Origin of the sequence: Pseudomonas sp. DCB_AW (assembly GCF_026240895.1) — a bacterium.
GTDB classification, from domain to species: domain Bacteria; phylum Pseudomonadota; class Gammaproteobacteria; order Pseudomonadales; family Pseudomonadaceae; genus Aquipseudomonas; species Aquipseudomonas kermanshahensis.
Genome location: NZ_JAPFCE010000089.1, coordinates 1 through 18,313, shown reverse-complemented (window position 1 = coordinate 18,313; position 18,313 = coordinate 1). Strand labels below are relative to the sequence as shown.

The window sequence follows — 18,313 nt, the reverse complement described above, 5'->3', positions numbered from 1 at the left end:
TTTGACAGGCTTCAGGCGTGCCACAGGCGTCACCGCCCCGGTACGCCCCACCTGGAATTCCACATCCAGCACCTCGGTCAGCTCTTCCATGGCCGGGAACTTGTGGGCAATCGCCCAGCGCGGCTCGGTGTACCGGCCTCTTCGCAGCACAAGGCTGCTCCTACAGTCAGTGACGCGCAACGCTACTTATTGCTCGGCTTGTACCGGCACATACAGCAGTTGCAGGCGCTCGCTGCTCCACGCCCGGGTCTGGTTGGTCAGCGCCAGGTCGTTGTTCAGCTTTTGCCCATAGCTGGGCACGATCTGCTTCAGCTTGGCCTGCCATTCTGGGGTCTTGAGGCGGTCCTTGAAGGTCTTCTCCAGCACGCTCAGCATGATCGGCGCGGCGGTCGAGGCACCCGGGGAAGCCCCCAGCAGTGCAGCAATGCTGCCATCCTGGGCGGCGACCACTTCAGTACCAAACTGCAGCACGCCACCGAGCACGGGGTCCTTCTTGATCACCTGCACGCGTTGACCGGCCTGCAGCAGCTTCCAGTCTGCGTTCTTGGCGTTGGGGAAGTACTCGCGCAACGCATTCATGCGGTCATCGAAGCTGAGCATCAACTGCCCCATCAGGTACGTGCTCAGGTCGATGTTGTCGATGCCGGCGTTCACCATGGGCAGCACGTTGTGGCTGTTCAGCGAGGCGAACATGTCCAGCAACGAGCCCTGCTTGAGGTACTTGGTGGAGAAGGTCGCGAACGGCCCGAACAGCAACACTTGCTTGCCGTCGATCATCCGGGTGTCCAGGTGCGGGACCGACATCGGCGGTGCGCCGACCGAGGCTTTGCCATACAGCTTGGCCTGATGGCGTGCAACCACGTCCGGGTTATCCGTCATGAGGAATTGGCCGCCCACTGGGAAGCCGGCATAGCCTTCGGCCTCGGGGATGCCCGATTTTTGCAGCAGCTTGAGCGCGCCACCCCCGGCACCGATGAAGACGAACCGGGCGTTGACTGCCACTTCGTGACCGCCCTTGGCCAGGTCGGCCACCACCACACGCCAGGTGCCATCGTCGTTGCGCACGATGTCACGCACTTCGTGGCTGAGGTTCAGGGTGACGTTGGGGTTGCGGGTCATCGACGCGAACAGTTGACGGGTGATCTCGCCGAAATTCACGTCGGTGCCGATCGCCATGCGCGTGGCGGCGACCTTCTGCGCAGGGTCGCGGCCTTCCATCACCAGCGGTGCCCAGTGGCGGATCTGCTCGTGGTCTTCGCTGATTTCCATGCCACGGAACAGCGAGCTGTGCTGCAGGGCATCGACGCGTTTGTGGAGGAAGGCAATGTTGTCGTCACCCCAGACGAAGCTCATGTGCGGCACGTTGTTGATGAACGACTTCGGGTTGCTCAGCACGCCTTGCTCGACCTGGTAGGCCCAGAACTGCTTGGACACCTCGAACTGCTCGTTGACCCCCACGGCCTTGCTGATGTCGATGCTGCCATCCTTGCCGACGCTGGTGTAGTTCAGCTCGCAAAACGCGGAGTGGCCGGTGCCGGCGTTGTTCCAGGCGTTGGAGCTTTCTTCGGCGACCTGGTCCAGGCGCTCGTAGACGTCGACCTTCCAGTTCGGCTCAAGCTCCGTGAGGTAAGTGCCCAGGCTTGCACTCATGATGCCGCCGCCAATCAGCAGAACGTCGACGGTCTTTTCCGGCTCCGCGGGTTTGGAGCAGCCGATGACGCTCAGGCAAAGGAGCGTCAGCAGTATTTTTTTCATTAGCTCAATCCAATTGATGTGAAGGATTGGCAGTCGTTGGCCCCGGCATGCACGCCCGGATGTTGTTGTGTTTTAGCTGGGTGTTTCGCGGGATCGGGGCACGATCGCCTCGGGCCGTGGCCCGGGCGCGCTTAAGCAGGGAATGTGCCAACCTGTCTTAGACCAATGGCTAAGGGGTGAGGCAGCGGGTCGCATGGCGACAATCCGCCACACTTACGCCAGGTTCGCTACGTTGATGGCGGATTTCCCCGGGGCCGCTGCGCGCCCCATCGCCGGCAAGCCGGCTCCCACACCGGCACTGGATTGCTTGAGACTTGCGCCATACCTGTGGGAGCCGGCTTGCCGGCGATGGGGCGCGCAGCGGCCCTGAACAGCAGGTCAGGCCGTCAGCCGCGACGTCACTTCGCCCAACTGCCCCGACAACCCATGCAAACGCTGCCCAGCCTGTTCGGTCTGCTGCACCGCTTCCTGGTTGGTGGTGGCGATGCGGGTAATCTCGATCAGGTTGCGCGAAATATCCTCGGCCACACTGGTCTGCTCCTCCGCCGCCGTGGCGATCTGCCGGTTCATGTCGCGGATGGCCTCCACCGCCAAGGTGATGCGCTGCAACATCTGCCCGGCCTGCTGGACCTGCTCAGCCCCCTCTTCGCTGCGCTGCTGGCCACTTTCGATGGCTTTGACCGCTTCCACCGCGCCCGACTGCACCGCCTCGATGATCTGGTTGATTTCGGCAATCGACGCGGCCGTGCGCTGGGCCAAACTGCGCACCTCGTCCGCCACCACCGCAAAGCCTCGTCCGGCCTCGCCCGCGCGGGCTGCTTCGATGGCGGCATTGAGCGCCAGCAGGTTGGTCTGCTCGGCAATGCCACGGATGACTTCGAGTACCTTGCCGATCCGCGTACTGTCATGTTCCAGGTCGCGAATCACCGCCGCCGTGCCAGCGATTTCGCGGTTGACCACGCCAATGATGTCGATGGTCTGCTGCATCACCTGCTCACCAGCCTGTGCACTGTGGTCGGCATCATCGGCAGCGCGGGCGGCGTCGACGGCGTGGCGGGCCACTTCCTGGGCAGTGGCGGACATCTCATGCATGGCCGTCGCCACTTGGTCGGTGCGCTGGAACTGGTCATGCGTGCCGCGCGCCATGTCGGCGGCGATGCTGCGCAACTGGCCACTGGCGCCTTCCAGCTCTTGGGCGTTGTCCTGCAGCCGGCCGACGGTCTCGGCCAAAAAGTCACGCAAGGTATTGGCCACCCGTGCCAAACGCCCCAGCTCATCCTCGCGGCGGCTGTCGACGCGGGCGCCGAAGCGGCCCTGGCTCAGTTGCGCGACATAGTCGATCAACTGGCGGATCGGTTCGATCAGGCTGCGGTTGATCAGCCACAGGCTGAGCAGGCCAACCAGTACCGCCGACGCCAGCATCACCAGCAGGCCCAGCCACACGGTGCGCTCGGCGCTGGCATTGATGGCCGCAGCCCGTTCACGGGCATCGCCGCGCAGTTGTTCGACCAGTTCGCTCATCTGTTCGCTGGCGGCACGGTCCACGCCCTTGACCGCCAGGTCGCCTGCTACCGGGTCGCCCCCTGCAGCGATAAACGCCTGGCGGCCCTGCGCATAGGCCTGGCCCAACTGCCGATGGCTATCCCGCAGCTGCTGCAAGGGGGCCTTGAGCCTAGTGTCACTGCTGTCGATCAATTGCCCCAGCAACTGCTGAACCTGCTGCTCGCGCGCCTGAAACTGCTGCCAATACTTGTCCAGCTCGGCGGGCTGGCGACCGCGCAACAGCACGTTCTTCCATTCCTGCACCTGGACCTTGAACTGCAGGTTGGCTTCATCGATCAATTGCGAAGCGCGCAGCGGGCCATCGATCAACTCGGCATAGCCACGCACGCTGGATGACAAAAACTGGAAACACACCAGGGCGATCAGCAGCATGGCCGCCAGGCTGCCGCCAAGCAGGGAGAGAATTTGCACTCTGAGGGATTTACGCAACATCGCGGATCTCAAGACCAGTAGGAAAGGAACAGCGCACACCGGCAGCGCTGGGAAAGACACTCCATGTCCTCGTAGGCTGGCGCGCAAAAAAAAAGGCTGCCATCGTTCGATAGCAGCCAGCTTGAGCACTTGCGCAACAGTTGAGGCCAATAGTGTCAGGCAATTCCTACAGAAATGTTACAGAACCAAGACAGGCTAGCCTGTGGTGAACTGCAGCGAGGCCAGCCGGGCATACAGCGGGCTTTCTTCGATCAGCTGGCGATGTGTGCCCACTGCAACCACGCACCCCTTGTCGATCACCGCGATGCGATCTGCGTGCTGCACCGTGGCCAGGCGGTGGGCGATCACCAGCGTCGTGCGACCGGCCATGAGGCTGGGCAGGGCTTGCTGGATCAGGTGTTCGCTTTGCGCGTCGAGGGCGCTGGTCGCCTCGTCCAGCAACAGGATCGGCGCATCTACCAGCAACGCACGGGCAATTGCCAAGCGCTGCCGCTGCCCGCCAGAAAGGCCGATGCCGCCCTCCCCCAGTTGCGTCTGGTAGCCCTGCGGCAACTGCTGGATAAACCCGTCGGCATGCGCACCACGGGCCGCTGCTTCGACTTCCGCCAGCGTTGCTTCTGGCCGGCCATAGCGAATGTTGGCCTCTACCGTGCCACGAAACAACGAAGGGTTCTGCGCCACCAGGGCGAACTGCCGGCGCAGCTCGGCGGGGTCGAGTTCAGTAATTGCCTGCCCGTCGAGCAGGATGCGCCCCTGCTGAGGGTCGTAAAACCGCAGCAGCAGGTCGAACAGGGTGGATTTGCCAGCGCCCGAAGGCCCGACCAGCGCCACGGTCTGCCCCGGCTCGATTGTCAGGCTCAGGCCGTCGATGGCAGCGACTGTGGGCCGTGACGGGTAGGCAAAGTGCACCTGCTGTAACTCGATATGCCCAGTCACACGGCCGTGCGGCAGCGAGGCCGCTACGTGGGGCGGCAGAATCGCACTGCGCGCCGCCAACAGCTCGGCAATGCGCTCGGCCGCACCTGCGGCACGCTGCAGCTCGCCAATCACCTCGCTGAGGGTGCCGAACGCGCTGCCGACGATCAGGCTGTAGAACACGAACGCGGCCAGTTCGCCTGCCGAAATACGCCCGGCGATCACGTCCATGCCACCGACCCAGAGCATGACGCCCACAGCGCCCAGTACCAGCACGATGACCAGGGTGATCAGCCAGGCGCGCTGGGCAATACGCTGCCTGGCCACGTTGAAGGCCGCCTCGACAGTGCCCGCGAACAGCTCGCGATCGAGCGGTTGGTGGTTGTAGGCCTGGACGGTCTTGATCTGCCCGAGGGTCTCGGCCACGTAGCTGCCGACATCTGCCACGCGATCCTGGCTCTGCCGCGACAGGCTGCGCACACGACGGCCAAACAACAGGATCGGTGCTAGCACCAGTGGCAAGGCCACGACCACGATGCTGGTCAGCTTGGGGTTGGTGATAAACAGCAGCACCACGCCCCCGATCACCATCAAGGCATTACGCAGGAACATCGACAGCGAAGAGCCGATCACCGACTGCAACAACGTGGTGTCGGCCGTCAGCCGCGACTGGATCTCGGAGCTGCGGTTGTCCTCGAAAAAGCCTGGGTGCAGGCCGACCAGATGATCGAACACCGCGCGGCGAATATCAGCCACACAGCGCTCGCCGATCCACGAGACCAGGTAGAAGCGGCTGAACGTCCCTACCGCCAGTGCCAACACCAGCAGCAGGAACAGGCCTATGGTCTGGTTGAGCTGGTGCGCGGAACGGGTCATGAAACCCTGGTCCACCAGCAGGCGAATGCCCTGCCCCATCGACAGCGTGATAGCAGCGGTGACCACCAAGGCCAGCAACGCCAGCAGCATCTGCCGGCGGTACGGGCGAACGAACTGCCAACTCAGGCGCAAAGCGCGACGTTGACCTGCAGAAACGGATTCGGGCATGGCGGCAACCAAAACGGCGAGGATGCAGCAGACTACCACTCATCGGCACGCGAGGAGCGCCCGAGGGTGGCTATAGCTTTTCGATCTAAACAGCCTCTGGAGCTTTAGCGCCGTTTCTGTTGGACTGTTTCTGCCGTGACGCCCAAGGGGCTGTCACTGGCCAGTCATCGCACAGGGTTACCCTGAGTTTGAACCTGATGAGGAGACCGATATGAGCTTGCAGCATGGCAGCGACACCGCAAAACCGCAGAACACCCCGCAACCTCAGGCGTGCGGTTCGATCATCGACGCCCAGGGGCGCGAGGTTCCGATCACCGAGCAGATGATCCAGAAAGCCTGCGAGAAGCTGGAACAAAGCCGGGTCGGAAAAGCCCAGAAGGGCTGATCGGCGAATTCATTACAACCCGGCGCGTGCGCCGGGTTTTTATTGCCCGTCACTCAGACCAACACCCCACCCAACGCACTGACCAACTGCGCCAGTTGCGGCGACTCGCCACGAATCCGCACCGCCAGCCCTTCGACCTCACGCCGCGGCGGATACTGCTTGCGCAACTGATCGAAGGCCGCGCGCTGCTCGGCCGGGTCGTCGCTCAAGCTGCGGCGGAAGTCCGCGTCGTCACGGCGCGGGTCGTACACGGCGCGGCACAGGGTGGCCAAGGCCCAGGCCGGGTCGGTACTGGCATCGAGCTCGATCTGCGCCAGCGGCGGCTTGGGCAGCAGGTCGGCCAGGTTCACGCGCTCAGCTTGGCCGAGGAAGCGGCACAGCGCCTGATAGATCTGCGCCGTGCCACGCTGCCGGCCATCAAGGCTGTAGCCGGCGATGTGCGGCGACGCCAGCGTGCACAGGTCGGCCAGTTGCAGGTCGACCTGCGGTTCGCCTTCCCACACATCAAGCACGGCGTGCACGTCTTCACGGTCCAACAGCAGCTCACGCAAGGCCGCGTTGTCCACCACCGGGCCACGGCTGGCGTTGATCAGCCACGCACCGGGGCGCAGCTGCGCTAGGTGCGCCTGGCCCAGCAGGTGCCAGGTAGGGTGCTCGCCGCCTCGCTGCAAGGGGGTGTGCAGGCTGATGACATCGCACTGTTCCAGCACCGTCTCGAGGCTGACGTAATCGCCCCCTTCGGCGGCCTGACGCAGCGGGTCACACACCAGCACCTTCCAGCCCAGGCCATGCAGTACACGCACCAGGCGGCCACCGACCTCCCCTGCGCCCACTACGCCATACGTGCGCGCGGGCAGCGCCACACCGTCCAGCTCGGCCAGGGTCAGCAGGCTGCCCAGCACGTAGTCCACCACACCGCGGGCATTACAGCCCGGCGCGCTGCTCCAGTGGATGCCCGCCTCGGCAAAGTAGTCCAGGTCGAGGTGGTCGGTGCCGATGGTGCAAGTGCCGACAAAACGCACCCGGCTGCCTTCGAGCAGCTGGCGGTCGACCTTGGTCACCGAACGCACCAGCAGTACGTCGGCGTCCTTGACGCTGGCGGCATCGAGGCTTCTGCCCGGATAGCGGCGGATCTCGCCGAAACCTTCAAAGAAGGCATCGAGCAGCGGAATGTTCTCGTCGGCAACTATCAGCATGGCGCTCTCCTGTCAGGGGAACGCAGTGTAGGCGCTACGCGCGGCGTGTTCCAGAGCGGCTCAGTCGGCTTTCTTGCGGATCCAGTACAGGAAGGTGCCCGCATCCTCTTGCTGCAGCAGCAGCTCGTGGCCGAGGAAGTTGCAGAACTTGGGGATATCGCGGCGGGTCGACGGGTCGGTGGCGATGACCTTGAGCAGGCCACCAGCAGCCAGATCCCGGACGTGCTGGTGCAGCATCATCACAGGCTCCGGGCAGTTCAGGCCGGTGGCATCGAGGACGGCGTCGGGGGTGAAGTCAGTCATGGGTGGCTCCAAAAATGATCGTCATTGTCGCGCATCGTGCGGCGCGGACCAAGGGCCACGCGCCGCCCCTGCACTCAACGCGGCTTCAGGTCCAGCCTGCGCAGATGGCAGGTCACTTCCTCACGGTCGTGATACAGCTGCTTGCAGGCGATCGAAACCCGGATCTTGCGCGCCTTGAACGTGGCTTCCATGCGGTCGAGCAGGCGCCGCACTTCGGCGTAACGCTGCTTCATCGGCAGTTTGAGGTTGACCACCGCCTCGCGGCACAGGCCTTCCCCCAGCCAGGTCTCGATCAGCGAAGTGGTCCGCGCCGGCTTCTCGACGATGTCGCAAACCATCCAGTCCACCGGCTGCTTCGGCTGCCAGGTAAACCCATCTGCCATCAGGTGCTGGACCAGCCCGGTGTCCATCAGGCTTTCGGCCATCGGGCCGTTGTCGATGGCGGTGACCAGCATGCCGCGGCGCACCAGCTGGTAGGTCCAGCCACCCGGCGAGGCGCCGAGATCGACCCCGGTCATGTCGTCGCCCAGACGCTGCTCCCACTGCTCGCGAGGGATGAACTGATGCCAGGCTTCCTCCAGCTTGAGGGTTGAACGGCTGGGCGCCTCCCGGGGAAACTTCAGGCGCGGGATGCCCATCGGCCAGAGGGCGCTGTTGTTGCCTGCGGCCAGGCCAACAAATACACGCCGGCCGGTGATGAAGCTCAGCAACAGCCGCGGGCGGCTGGCGTCTTCGACCAGGCGGCCGGCCTTTTCCAGTGCCTTGCGCAGAGGCACTTCGAACTTGCGGCAGAACGTCGACAGTTCCTTGCCGTCGTTGCTGTCGAGCACCTCCAGCCACAGGCTGCCGAAGACTGGCAGGTCGGCCAGGTGCTCCAGCAACACGCTGATGCGGTCGCTCTCTGGCAACTCGACATAACCGCCACGGGCCCACTGACGCGGGAAAATCAGCTCAGCGAAGCGCAGTTCCCCCATCAATCGCTCGGCGCCGTTGGCCTCGGTGCAGACAAACTCGGCGCTGGCGCTCTGCGGTTTGCCTTTGGCATAGCCGGCAACTCCCAGGCGGGCAGCGTGTTCGCTGATTTCGGCGCAGACCTCGCCCTCGAAACCGGGCCGGCAATGCATGAACAGGGTACTCATCTCTCACTCCACTACGGCGGGCGCGCAACAGGCGCCGGCAGGGCGGCGATAATAAAGGAAGTTCGGAACCTGCGACACGTCCCGCCGGTCCAGAAAAGGGTCAGCCAAGCCAAACCGGTCTAACCTGACCATTCAGCCAGGTCCGTACCGTGCGGATCGAAACAGAGCGGTGACACCGGCAAACACCCGATTTGCCGGGCACCGGCGCAGAAGGAGTTGGCAATGCCCTCGCTCGATAGCCTGAACACGCTCAAAACCCTCAAGGTCGATGACCTTACGTATCACTATTACAGCCTTACCGAGGCCGCCCGCCAGCTGGGCGACCTGCAACGCCTGCCCATGTCGCTGAAAGTGTTGCTGGAAAACCTGCTGCGCTGGGAGGACGGCAAGACCGTCACCGGCGACGACCTGCGCGCCATCGCCCAATGGCTGGAAGCGCGCCGCTCCGACCGGGAAATCCAGTACCGGCCGGCCAGGGTGCTGATGCAGGACTTCACCGGCGTGCCCGCCGTGGTCGACCTGGCCGCCATGCGTGCCGCCATGGCCAAGGCCGGTGGCGACCCGCAGCGGATCAACCCGTTGTCGCCGGTCGACCTGGTGATCGACCACTCGGTGATGGTCGACCGCTACGCCACCCCCGAGGCCTTTACCCAGAACGTCGACATCGAGATGCAGCGCAATGGCGAACGCTACGCCTTTTTGCGCTGGGGCCAGAACGCCTTCGACAACTTCCGCGTCGTGCCGCCGGGCACCGGCATCTGCCACCAGGTCAACCTGGAATACCTGGGCCGCACCGTCTGGACCCGCGAAGAAGACGGCCGCACCTACGCCTTCCCCGACACCCTGGTCGGCACCGATTCGCACACCACCATGATCAACGGCCTGGGCGTACTGGGCTGGGGTGTTGGCGGCATTGAGGCCGAGGCGGCCATGCTCGGCCAGCCGGTGTCGATGCTGATCCCGGAAGTGATCGGCTTCAAACTCACCGGCAAGCTGCGTGAAGGCATCACCGCCACCGACCTGGTGCTGACCGTGACGCAAATGCTGCGCAAGAAGGGCGTGGTGGGCAAGTTCGTCGAATTTTACGGCGACGGCCTGGCCGACCTGCCCCTGGCCGACCGCGCCACCATCGCCAACATGGCCCCCGAGTATGGCGCCACCTGCGGCTTCTTCCCGGTCGACGAGGTGACGCTCGACTACCTGCGGCTTTCGGGCCGCCCGAAGGCAACGGTGCAACTGGTCGAGCAGTACTGCAAGGCACAAGGCCTGTGGCGCCTGCCAGGCCAGGAACCGCAGTTCAGCGACACATTGGCGCTGGACATGGACGAGGTCGAGGCCAGCCTGGCCGGGCCCAAGCGCCCTCAGGACCGCGTCGCCCTGGGCCAGGTCAGCCAAGCGTTCAACCACTTCATCGAACTGCAGCCCAAGCCGCTGGCCAAGGAAGTCGGCCGCCTGGAAAGTGAGGGCGGCGGCGGTGTAGCGGTGGGCAACGCCGACCAGGCGGGCGAAATCGACTACAGCCACGCAGGCCAGACCCACACCCTGCGTGACGGCGCGGTGGTGATCGCCGCGATCACCTCGTGCACCAACACTTCCAACCCAAGCGTGATGATGGCCGCCGGGCTGGTGGCGAAAAAGGCCCTGGAAAAAGGCCTGCAGCGCAAACCTTGGGTCAAGAGCTCGCTGGCCCCTGGCTCCAAGGTGGTCACCGACTACTTCGAGGCAGCCGGGCTGACGCCGTACCTAAATGAGCTGGGCTTTGACCTGGTGGGCTATGGCTGCACCACTTGCATCGGCAACTCCGGCCCACTGGATGATGCGATCGAGAAAGCCATTGGCAGCGCCGACCTGACCGTGGCCTCGGTGCTCTCGGGTAACCGTAACTTCGAGGGTCGCGTGCACCCGCTGGTCAAGACCAACTGGTTGGCGTCGCCGCCGCTGGTGGTGGCCTATGCCCTGGCCGGCAGCGTGCGCGTGGACCTTACCCGCGATTCACTGGGTACCGGCAAGGACGGCAAGCCGGTGTACCTGCGCGACATCTGGCCCAGCCAGCAAGAAATCGCCGCCGCCGTGGCCAAGGTCGACACTGCGATGTTCCACAAGGAGTACGCCGAAGTCTTCGAGGGCGATGCACAGTGGCAGGCCATCGAGGTGCCGCAAGCGGCCACGTATGTCTGGCAGGACGCGTCTACCTACATCCAGCACCCGCCGTTCTTCGACGGCATAGGCGGGCCGCCGCCAGCGATCAAGGACATCCAAGGGGCACGCATCCTGGCCCTACTGGGCGACTCGGTCACCACCGACCACATCTCCCCGGCCGGCAACATCAAGGCCGACAGCCCTGCCGGGCGCTACCTGCGCGACAAGGGTGTGGAGCCGCGGGACTTCAACTCCTACGGTTCGCGGCGGGGCAACCATGAGGTGATGATGCGCGGTACGTTCGCCAACATCCGTATCCGCAACGAGATGCTCGCGGGCGAGGAAGGTGGCAACACCTTGTACGTGCCCACGGGTGAAAAACTGTCGATCTACGATGCCGCCATGCGCTATCAGGCAGACGGCACGCCGCTGGTGGTGATCGCCGGTCAGGAATACGGCACCGGCTCCAGCCGCGACTGGGCCGCCAAAGGCACCAACCTGCTGGGGGTCAAGGCAGTGCTGGCGGAAAGTTTCGAGCGTATCCACCGTTCAAACCTGGTCGGCATGGGCGTGCTGCCGTTGCAGTTCAACGCCGGGCACGATCGTAAGCAACTGGCGTTGACCGGAAAAGAGAAGATCGATGTGCTGGGCCTGAACAATGCGCACATTCGGCCGGGCATGAGCCTGAAACTGCGCATCACTCGTGAGGACGGGCAACAGGAGCAGATCGACGTGCTGTGCCGGATCGATACCTTGAATGAGGTCGAGTACTTCAAGGCCGGGGGGATCTTGCATTACGTGTTACGTCAGCTGATTGCTGGGAGGTAGGTTTGACGGTGGTTCTGCGGCGCTCTTGAGATCGAGCGCCGCCCGCGCGGCGATTCGCAGCACAAGGCTGCTCCTACATTTTTTGGGCCAATTTTTCCTGAAGCGGTCGCGCGCCGGCACAGGCGTAACTGGCCCGGAATATCTGTAGGAGCAGCCTTGTGCTGCGAATCGCCGCGCAGGCGGCGCTCGATCTCATACACGCCAACGCCCTAGAGACGCCCCCCTCCTCCCTTCACGCATGCTGGCTCTTTGCCGCCCACTAAGTCATCATCCGACCCGCCCGTCATAAATTAGCAATAATGCCGCTATCTTCATCGAAATCAGCCGCTCCCTAGCTCAAACCAGAAGATGGCTCATTGCCACAAATCAAGCACATTAAATATCCATTCAATAAAACCAGTGGCTTGCCGATACCTCACCAAAGCCTTGCGGATTCTTGCGGATTACCGACCCATGCGTAACAACCAGCCGATTACCCAGAGAGAACGGACTTTCCCTGCCCAGCAGCGGTTGATCTCCACCACCAACGCCAAGGGCGTGATCAGCTACTGCAATGACGCGTTTATCGACATCAGTGGGTTCACGCGCGAGGAGCTGACCGGCGCGCCGCACAACCTGGTGCGTCACCCTGACGTGCCGGCCGCGGTGTTTGCCCACATGTGGCAGACCCTCAAGCAAGGCCAGCCGTGGATGGGCATCGTCAAGAACCGCTGCAAAAACGGTGACCACTACTGGGTCAACGCTTATGTCACGCCGGTTTTCGACAACAACCAGGTGGTCGGTTTCGAGTCGGTGAGGGTCAAGCCCACCGCCGAACAGATCCGCCGTGCCGAAGCGCTTTACCAGCGCCTCAACCACGGCAAGTCGGCGGTGCCACGTCGCGATCAGTGGCTGCCGATTCTGCAAGACTGGCTGCCGTTCATCCTGGTCAGCCAGGTGGGCTTCCTGATCGGCAACTGGCTGGGCCACTCCTGGGGCTTCGGCCTGGCCGCCGCCCTGTCGGTACCACTCGGCCTGCTCGGGCTGACCTGGCAACAGCGTGGCCTCAAGCGCCTGCTACGGCTGGCCGAGCAAACCACCTCCGACCCGCTGATCGCGCAGATGTACACCGACAGCCGTGGGGTTCAGGCCCGCCTGGAAATGGCCATGCTCAGCCAGGATGCACGCATGAAAACCTGCCTGACGCGGCTGCAGGACAGTGCCGAACACCTCAGCGAACAGGCACGGCAATCCGACGCCCTGGCCCACCAGAGCTCCTCCGGGCTGGAGCGCCAGCGCGTGGAAACCGAACAAGTGGCAGCCGCCGTCAACCAAATGGCCGCCACCACCCAGGAAGTGGCCAACCACGTACAGCGCACCGCCGACGCCACCCAGGAAGCCAATCGCCTGACCAGCCAGGGCCGGCAGATTGCCGGTGAGACCCGCGAGGCCATCGAGCGTTTGTCGGCCGCCGTGGGTGAAACTGGCCAGACGGTGACGCAATTGGCCAAGGACAGTGACGAAATCGGCGGTGTGGTCGATGTGATCAAAGGCATCGCCGACCAAACCAACCTGCTGGCGCTGAACGCTGCCATCGAAGCGGCCCGCGCCGGTGAGATGGGCCGTGGCTTTGCCGTCGTGGCCGATGAAGTACGCCAGTTGGCCCAGCGCACCGCCGAGTCCACCGGGCAGATCCACAACCTGATCGCCAAGCTGCAGCAGACCGCCAGCAACGCGGTGCTGACCATGGAAACCGGCCATCGCCAGGCGCAAGAAGGGGTCGACCGGGTGATGCAGGCCGATGAGGCTTTGGTCGGAATCAGCGAAGCGGTGGCCAACATCACCGACATGGCGACCCAGATCGCGGCCGCTACCGAAGAGCAGACCGCTGTGGCCGACGAGATCAGCCGCAACATCAGCACCATCGCCACACTGGCCGACCAGACCGCCGAACAGGCCCAACATTCGGCACAGCTCAGCGAAGAGCTGACCAGCACGGCGGGGAGCCAGTACTCGCTGGTGGAGCGCTTCAACCGCTGAAACGCTGCGCTTTTGTAGGAGCAGCCTTGTGCTGCGAAGAGGCCGGGGTGGGCTGCAGATATCTGCTTTGCTTGCACCGGCCCTTTCGCAGCGCAAGGCTGCTCCTACAGAGACCGCGGATGGCAGACGGGTGCGCTACCCGTCTGTACGCTTCAACCCTGAGACGCTGCGCTTTTGTAGGAGCAGCCTTGTGCTGCGAAGAGGCCGGTGTGGGCTGGGGCGTTACCAGTCCAGGCGCAACCGGGTCTCGAAGTAGCGCTCTTCTCCCGTCAACGGGTCATCAAAACGCAAGCTCTGCGCCAACAACTTCAACGGCTTTTGGTAATCGTCTTCGACCTGGAGCAGATCGGGGTAGAACGGGTCGTTGCAGATCGCCGCTCCCAACGCCGCCATGTGCACACGCAACTGATGGGTCTTGCCGGTCACAGGCGACAAACCGTAACGCCACAAATTGCCCTGCGTTTCCAGCACTTGGGCAAAGGTTTCGCTGTTGTCCGCGCCCTCGACCTCATGCATGCGAAAAAACGGCTCGCCATGCACCAGACGGCTTTTATGCACCAACGGGAACTCATGCTGCGGCATGGCAGCGGCGATCGCCTGGTAGCGCTTGTCGATCCGTCGCTCGGGGAACAAGCGCTGATACGCACTGCGCGTCTGCGGGTTGGCCGAGAACAGGACCAGCCCTGCGGTATGCCGGTCGATGCGGTGCAATGGCACCAGATGCGGATTGTCCAGGCGCCGGATCAGCCGGCGCAACAGGGTCTGCTCGACATATTCACCGGTGGGTGTAACCGGCAGAAAATGCGGTTTATCGGCGACCACCAAGTGCTCATCCACGTGCAGCACGGCCTCCTGCACAGGGATAGGCCGCTCGTTCGGCACCTCGCGAAAATAATGCAAGCGCATGCCACGTCGGTAAGCCAGTTCGGCAGGGATGGCCTGCCCCTGGGCATCCAGCACCCGGCCACGGGCAAAGCGGTCAAGCCACTGCGCACGATCAATGGCCTTGAAATGGTCACACAGGCAATCGAGCACCGTCGCCCAGTTGCCGGGTGGCAGGCACACCGTGCTGGCTTGCTGGCGGGCGGGGTCGAAAGGCGGGGTCATGGCAGTGCTCGAAAGGTACAAGGCCGCGCATTATCCCCCAAGCCCGCCACCTCAACCAGCCTGATCCCGCGCCTCGCTGCGCTCCTTCAACCAACGCAGTACCTGCACCGCCTCCCAGCGGCCGGGGTCATACAAGGCATACAACAACCCCTGATAACCCACCACATCCAGCCCACGGTGGTAGCCGGCACGCTGGAACAAGGCCTCGATTTCGGCAAAACAGGTGTTGAAGTGGACCTTGCCGAACGGTGTGCGGTCATCGGTCACCAGGCCCTCGAGGCGCAGTTCCAGAACGGCGTCGCACACCCGCTCGACGGGCATGCGGTTGACGCTGTACTTGAGTTGCTCGACGTTGAGCATGGCTTTACCTCGGATACTGTATTTATATACAGCATACGGTCTTGCCCTCGCCGTCGTCAATTCGCCCTCGGCTCATTGCAGCCCCGGCAGGTACCCGTGACCACCGGTGCGCCGAACAGCGCGCGTATTCTTTCAAGTGCGCCACACAGCACTGCAACTTGGCCAGAGCCTCGGGCTCACGGCGCGAGAAACGTCACCACCTGCTCGGCATCGAACGGCCAGTGCAGCTCAGCGCCGGTGTCACACCGCCGCAGCACGGGAATGATCAGGCCGTAGCGCTCGAACATGGCCTCGTTATCGGCAATGTCGACCAGTTCCACCAACAGGCCATGATCGACGAAAGGCATCAGCACGGCCTCGGCCACTTCGCACAGGTGGCAGCCGAGGGTGCCGAACAGTTGGCATTCAGGCAGCATGGGGCGGGTCTCGGTTTGGCTTTGGAAAAGCCTATTCTAGGTCCGTACCGCCCTGCGCGCACCTGACCTCGCTCAATCCTGACTGGTTGCACCGATGCGGTGCAGCGACAGGTCCGCGCCCTGGAACTCCTGCTCGTGGCTCAAGCGCAAGCCGTGCACTGCGCGGATTGCACCGTAGATGGTAAAGCCCCCCAGCAATGCCACCAGTACACCCATCAAGCTCCCCAGCAACTGGCTGACCAGGCTGACGCCACCCATGCCGCCCAGCGCCGCCTGGCCAAACACGCCGCAGGCAATGCCACCCCACACGCCACACAGGCCGTGCAGCGGCCACACGCCCAGCACGTCGTCGATTTTCCAGCGGTTCTGCGCCGCGGTAAAACTCCAGACGAACAGCACCCCGGCCACCAGGCCGGTGGCCAGCGCGCCAATCGGGTGCATCAGGTCGGAGCCAGCACAAATCGCCACCAGCCCAGCCAGCGGCCCGTTATGCAAGAACCCTGGGTCGTTACGCCCGGCCAGCAGCGCCGCCAAGGTGCCCCCGACCATGGCCAGTAACGAGTTGATCGCCACCAGGCCGCTGACCCCCTGTAAGGTCTGGGCGCTCATGACATTGAAGCCGAACCAGCCAATGATCAGGATCCACGACCCCAGCGCCAGGAACGGAATGCTCGACGGTGCGAAGGCCACCAGGCGCCCATCGCGGTACCGCCCGCGCCGGGCGCCCAGTAGCACGACGGCGGCCAGTGCCAGCCAGCCGCCCATGGCATGCACCACGACGGAGCCGGCAAAGTCATGGAACGGCGCGCCAAAGCGTGCCTGCAGCCAAGCCTGCACACCCAGGTTGCCGTTCCACACCACGCCTTCGAAGAACGGGTAGACAAACGCCACGATCAACGCCGTGGCACACAGCTGCGGGACAAAACGCGCCCGCTCGGCAATCCCTCCAGAGATGATCGCCGGGATGGCCGCCGCGAACGTCAACAGAAAGAAGCATTTGACCAGCGCATAGCCATGGTCGGCTGCCAGTGCCGTCGCCGGCTGGAAGAAGTTCACGCCATAGGCGATCCAGTAGCCGATGAAGAAGTACACCAGCGCCGAGATGGCAAAGTCGCTGAGAATCTTCGACAACGCATTGACCTGGTTCTTGTGCCGCACGGTGCCCACTTCGAGAAAAGCGAAGCCAGCATGCATGGCCAGCACCAGAATGGCGCCCATGAGGATGAACAGGGTATTCGAACCGTGGACCAGAGAGTCCATCGCGCTGTGCATGTGTTCCATGAAATAGGCAGACCTGCTGAAAAGGCACCAGGACAGTTCAAGAACCTGCATCCCTGCACCGAATCGGTGCCAGCCCCCTGCCCTATCGGATGACATGGGCGAGGCCTGCGTGGTTTTTTCTTGGGTTTGTCGTGGATTGGGTTAAGGTTTAACGGTACACGTCACGCAGGGTGCCCTGAATCGGCGCAATGCCCGCCAGTGGCGCCCCGCAACGTGGCAAAGACTTAGCAAAGCCCATACCAGCACAGGCACTTGAACCTTCCGCGCGTGCTATCACTCGAACTACCATCACACATCGACAGGGAGAGACCCCATGGCCAGCAAATCGGCAAAGACTGCGCAAGAGATATTGATGGCTGACTTCCAGGCCCTGGTCCGCGATACCGAGAAGCTGCTTGCCGACACGGCCAACCTGGCCGGCGACCAAGCGGATGAATTGCGCGAGCAGATCCACGACCGCCTGACCCAGGCCCGCGAAACCCTGCAGTTGACCCAGGAATCGGTGCGCGACCGTGGCCAGGCGGCCCTCGGCAGCGCCGAGCAGTACGTACAGGAGAACCCCTGGCAAGCCATCGGTATTGCCGCAGGCGTCGGTCTGTTGATCGGCCTGCTGGCCAGGCGCTGAGAGGTCACCCATGGAGAATGACGCCATCGGCACCAGCGCTTCCGGCAAGCGCCTGGGCGCGGCCATGCTCGGGCTGCTGCACAGCCACATCGAACTGTTCGGGATCGAGCTGCAGGAACAAAAAGGCCGCACCTTGAGCTTGTTGCTGTTCGCAGGCTTGGCACTGGTGTTCGCCCTGCTCTTGCTGACAGCGCTGTCAGGGTTGCTGTTGGTGCTGCTGTGGGACAGTTATCGCCTGGCGGGCATCATCGGCCTGTGCGTGTTCTATGGATTAGCCGCGCTGTACTGCGGGTTGCGTTTGAAAGCGGCAGTGTTCGACGAGTCATCGCCTTTCGGCGCAACCCTCGAAGAACTCGCCAAGGACCGGGAGCGCCTGTTGCCATGAGCCTGCCTGAACTCCCCAACACGCGTAACCCACGCGAACTGCGCAAAGCGCTGCTGCGCCTGCGCATGGAGATGCACCGCCAGGAAATCCGCCACGAGTCGGGGCAACTGCTCGAACCCCTGCAGCGCATACGCGGCATGGGCAGTTCGCTGCACGGGGGGCTTGGCATCAAGCACGCCCCGCTGTGGGGCATTGGCGCCGTGGTCGCCTTGGGCTTTTTGACCGGCAAGGGTGTACGCAGCGGCAACCTGACACGGCTGGTGCGCTTGGGCAGCAGCTTGCTGCCGCTAGTCCGGCTGTATCTGCAAAATGGCCGGCGACCCTGACATTTAGCCCCCAACACGCCCCATGTAGGAGCAGCCTTGTGCTGCGAAGAGGCCGGTGCAGGCAAAGCAGATACCTGCAGCCCACACCGGCCTCT

General features: G+C 63.6%; 16 protein-coding genes and 1 pseudogene. 6 read left to right on the top strand and 11 right to left on the bottom strand.

Features of this window, described 5'->3' with window-relative positions:
- The 4 genes and pseudogenes from OO306_RS25760 to OO306_RS25745 all read right to left on the bottom strand — a co-directional run.
- Positions 1 to 126: pseudogene (locus OO306_RS25760) on the bottom strand (hypothetical protein); the annotation flags it as partial.
- Between the two features lie 60 nt (positions 127 to 186).
- Positions 187 to 1,755, bottom strand: coding sequence for a malate dehydrogenase (quinone) (mqo, locus tag OO306_RS25755; protein ID WP_099430049.1), 1,569 nt, complete (start codon positions 1,753 to 1,755; stop codon positions 187 to 189).
- A gap of 378 nt (positions 1,756 to 2,133) precedes the next feature.
- Positions 2,134 to 3,750 (bottom strand): methyl-accepting chemotaxis protein, encoded by a 1,617-nt coding sequence (locus OO306_RS25750; RefSeq protein WP_265970218.1) that lies wholly within the window; start codon positions 3,748 to 3,750, stop codon positions 2,134 to 2,136.
- Positions 3,751 to 3,945: 195 nt separating this feature from the next.
- Entirely contained in the window at positions 3,946 to 5,709 is a 1,764-nt protein-coding gene (locus OO306_RS25745; RefSeq protein ID WP_265970217.1) for an ABC transporter transmembrane domain-containing protein, read from the bottom strand.
- A gap of 211 nt (positions 5,710 to 5,920) precedes the next feature.
- Here OO306_RS25745 and OO306_RS25740 point away from each other — a divergent pair, with 211 nt between their 5' ends.
- Complete coding sequence (locus OO306_RS25740) at positions 5,921 to 6,094, top strand: PA1571 family protein (RefSeq protein WP_172960377.1); 174 nt, start codon at positions 5,921 to 5,923, stop codon at positions 6,092 to 6,094.
- A gap of 53 nt (positions 6,095 to 6,147) precedes the next feature.
- Here the strand turns inward: OO306_RS25740 and pdxB are convergent, their stop codons facing one another.
- The 3 genes from pdxB to rlmM all read right to left on the bottom strand — a co-directional run bounded on the left by pdxB (position 6,148) and on the right by rlmM (position 8,732).
- Positions 6,148 to 7,290, bottom strand: a complete 1,143-nt coding sequence (gene pdxB / locus OO306_RS25735; RefSeq protein WP_265970216.1) for a 4-phosphoerythronate dehydrogenase PdxB — start codon at positions 7,288 to 7,290, stop codon at positions 6,148 to 6,150.
- Positions 7,291 to 7,350: 60 nt separating this feature from the next.
- Positions 7,351 to 7,593 (bottom strand): sulfurtransferase TusA, encoded by a 243-nt coding sequence (gene tusA / locus OO306_RS25730; RefSeq protein ID WP_265970215.1) that lies wholly within the window; start codon positions 7,591 to 7,593, stop codon positions 7,351 to 7,353.
- A gap of 74 nt (positions 7,594 to 7,667) precedes the next feature.
- Complete coding sequence (gene rlmM / locus OO306_RS25725) at positions 7,668 to 8,732, bottom strand: 23S rRNA (cytidine(2498)-2'-O)-methyltransferase RlmM (RefSeq protein WP_265970214.1); 1,065 nt, start codon at positions 8,730 to 8,732, stop codon at positions 7,668 to 7,670.
- A 222-nt stretch (positions 8,733 to 8,954) separates the two neighbouring features.
- On the opposite strand from rlmM, the gene acnA reads away from it, so the two are divergent.
- Positions 8,955 to 11,699 (top strand): aconitate hydratase AcnA, encoded by a 2,745-nt coding sequence (gene acnA / locus OO306_RS25720; RefSeq protein WP_265970213.1) that lies wholly within the window; start codon positions 8,955 to 8,957, stop codon positions 11,697 to 11,699.
- Between the two features lie 453 nt (positions 11,700 to 12,152).
- Complete coding sequence (locus OO306_RS25715; protein ID WP_265970212.1) at positions 12,153 to 13,718, top strand: PAS domain-containing methyl-accepting chemotaxis protein; 1,566 nt, start codon at positions 12,153 to 12,155, stop codon at positions 13,716 to 13,718.
- 222 nt (positions 13,719 to 13,940) lie between these two features.
- Here the strand turns inward: OO306_RS25715 and OO306_RS25710 are convergent, their stop codons facing one another.
- The 4 genes from OO306_RS25710 to OO306_RS25695 all read right to left on the bottom strand — a co-directional run bounded on the left by OO306_RS25710 (position 13,941) and on the right by OO306_RS25695 (position 16,882).
- A complete protein-coding gene (locus OO306_RS25710) occupies positions 13,941 to 14,825 on the bottom strand; it encodes a pseudouridine synthase (protein ID WP_265970211.1) in 885 nt (294 codons plus the stop codon).
- A 51-nt stretch (positions 14,826 to 14,876) separates the two neighbouring features.
- Positions 14,877 to 15,185, bottom strand: a complete 309-nt coding sequence (locus OO306_RS25705) for a hypothetical protein (protein ID WP_027596652.1) — start codon at positions 15,183 to 15,185, stop codon at positions 14,877 to 14,879.
- 176 nt (positions 15,186 to 15,361) lie between these two features.
- Complete coding sequence (locus OO306_RS25700) at positions 15,362 to 15,601, bottom strand: glutaredoxin family protein (RefSeq protein WP_099430055.1); 240 nt, start codon at positions 15,599 to 15,601, stop codon at positions 15,362 to 15,364.
- 72 nt (positions 15,602 to 15,673) lie between these two features.
- Positions 15,674 to 16,882, bottom strand: a complete 1,209-nt coding sequence (locus OO306_RS25695) for an ammonium transporter (protein ID WP_027596654.1) — start codon at positions 16,880 to 16,882, stop codon at positions 15,674 to 15,676.
- Between the two features lie 313 nt (positions 16,883 to 17,195).
- Here OO306_RS25695 and OO306_RS25690 point away from each other — a divergent pair, with 313 nt between their 5' ends.
- From OO306_RS25690 to OO306_RS25680, 3 genes are read left to right on the top strand one after another with little or no spacing between them, the layout of a single operon-like run.
- Positions 17,196 to 17,507, top strand: coding sequence for a YqjD family protein (locus OO306_RS25690; RefSeq protein WP_027596655.1), 312 nt, complete (start codon positions 17,196 to 17,198; stop codon positions 17,505 to 17,507).
- A 10-nt stretch (positions 17,508 to 17,517) separates the two neighbouring features.
- The gene (locus OO306_RS25685; protein WP_027596656.1) at positions 17,518 to 17,892 is read left to right on the top strand and encodes a phage holin family protein; all 375 of its coding nucleotides are present in this window, start codon (positions 17,518 to 17,520) and stop codon (positions 17,890 to 17,892) included.
- Complete coding sequence (locus OO306_RS25680) at positions 17,889 to 18,218, top strand: hypothetical protein (RefSeq protein WP_099453366.1); 330 nt, start codon at positions 17,889 to 17,891, stop codon at positions 18,216 to 18,218. The genes OO306_RS25685 and OO306_RS25680 overlap by 4 nt, the downstream gene beginning before the upstream one ends.
- Positions 18,219 to 18,313 lie beyond the last annotated feature (95 nt).

Coding starts and splice junctions, on each gene's coding strand:
- OO306_RS25745 (WP_265970217.1), bottom strand. CDS start 5,709: ATGCCCGAATCCGTTTCTGCAGGTCAACGTCGCGCTTTGCGCCTGAGT.
- tusA (WP_265970215.1), bottom strand. CDS start 7,593: ATGACTGACTTCACCCCCGACGCCGTCCTCGATGCCACCGGCCTGAAC.
- OO306_RS25685 (WP_027596656.1), top strand. CDS start 17,518: ATGGAGAATGACGCCATCGGCACCAGCGCTTCCGGCAAGCGCCTGGGC.
- OO306_RS25710 (WP_265970211.1), bottom strand. CDS start 14,825: ATGACCCCGCCTTTCGACCCCGCCCGCCAGCAAGCCAGCACGGTGTGC.
- mqo (WP_099430049.1), bottom strand. CDS start 1,755: ATGAAAAAAATACTGCTGACGCTCCTTTGCCTGAGCGTCATCGGCTGC.
- rlmM (WP_265970214.1), bottom strand. CDS start 8,732: ATGAGTACCCTGTTCATGCATTGCCGGCCCGGTTTCGAGGGCGAGGTC.
- OO306_RS25750 (WP_265970218.1), bottom strand. CDS start 3,750: ATGTTGCGTAAATCCCTCAGAGTGCAAATTCTCTCCCTGCTTGGCGGC.
- OO306_RS25700 (WP_099430055.1), bottom strand. CDS start 15,601: ATGCTGCCTGAATGCCAACTGTTCGGCACCCTCGGCTGCCACCTGTGC.
- OO306_RS25715 (WP_265970212.1), top strand. CDS start 12,153: ATGCGTAACAACCAGCCGATTACCCAGAGAGAACGGACTTTCCCTGCC.
- OO306_RS25680 (WP_099453366.1), top strand. CDS start 17,889: ATGAGCCTGCCTGAACTCCCCAACACGCGTAACCCACGCGAACTGCGC.
- OO306_RS25690 (WP_027596655.1), top strand. CDS start 17,196: ATGGCCAGCAAATCGGCAAAGACTGCGCAAGAGATATTGATGGCTGAC.
- OO306_RS25705 (WP_027596652.1), bottom strand. CDS start 15,185: ATGCTCAACGTCGAGCAACTCAAGTACAGCGTCAACCGCATGCCCGTC.
- acnA (WP_265970213.1), top strand. CDS start 8,955: ATGCCCTCGCTCGATAGCCTGAACACGCTCAAAACCCTCAAGGTCGAT.
- OO306_RS25695 (WP_027596654.1), bottom strand. CDS start 16,882: ATGGAACACATGCACAGCGCGATGGACTCTCTGGTCCACGGTTCGAAT.
- pdxB (WP_265970216.1), bottom strand. CDS start 7,290: ATGCTGATAGTTGCCGACGAGAACATTCCGCTGCTCGATGCCTTCTTT.
- OO306_RS25740 (WP_172960377.1), top strand. CDS start 5,921: ATGAGCTTGCAGCATGGCAGCGACACCGCAAAACCGCAGAACACCCCG.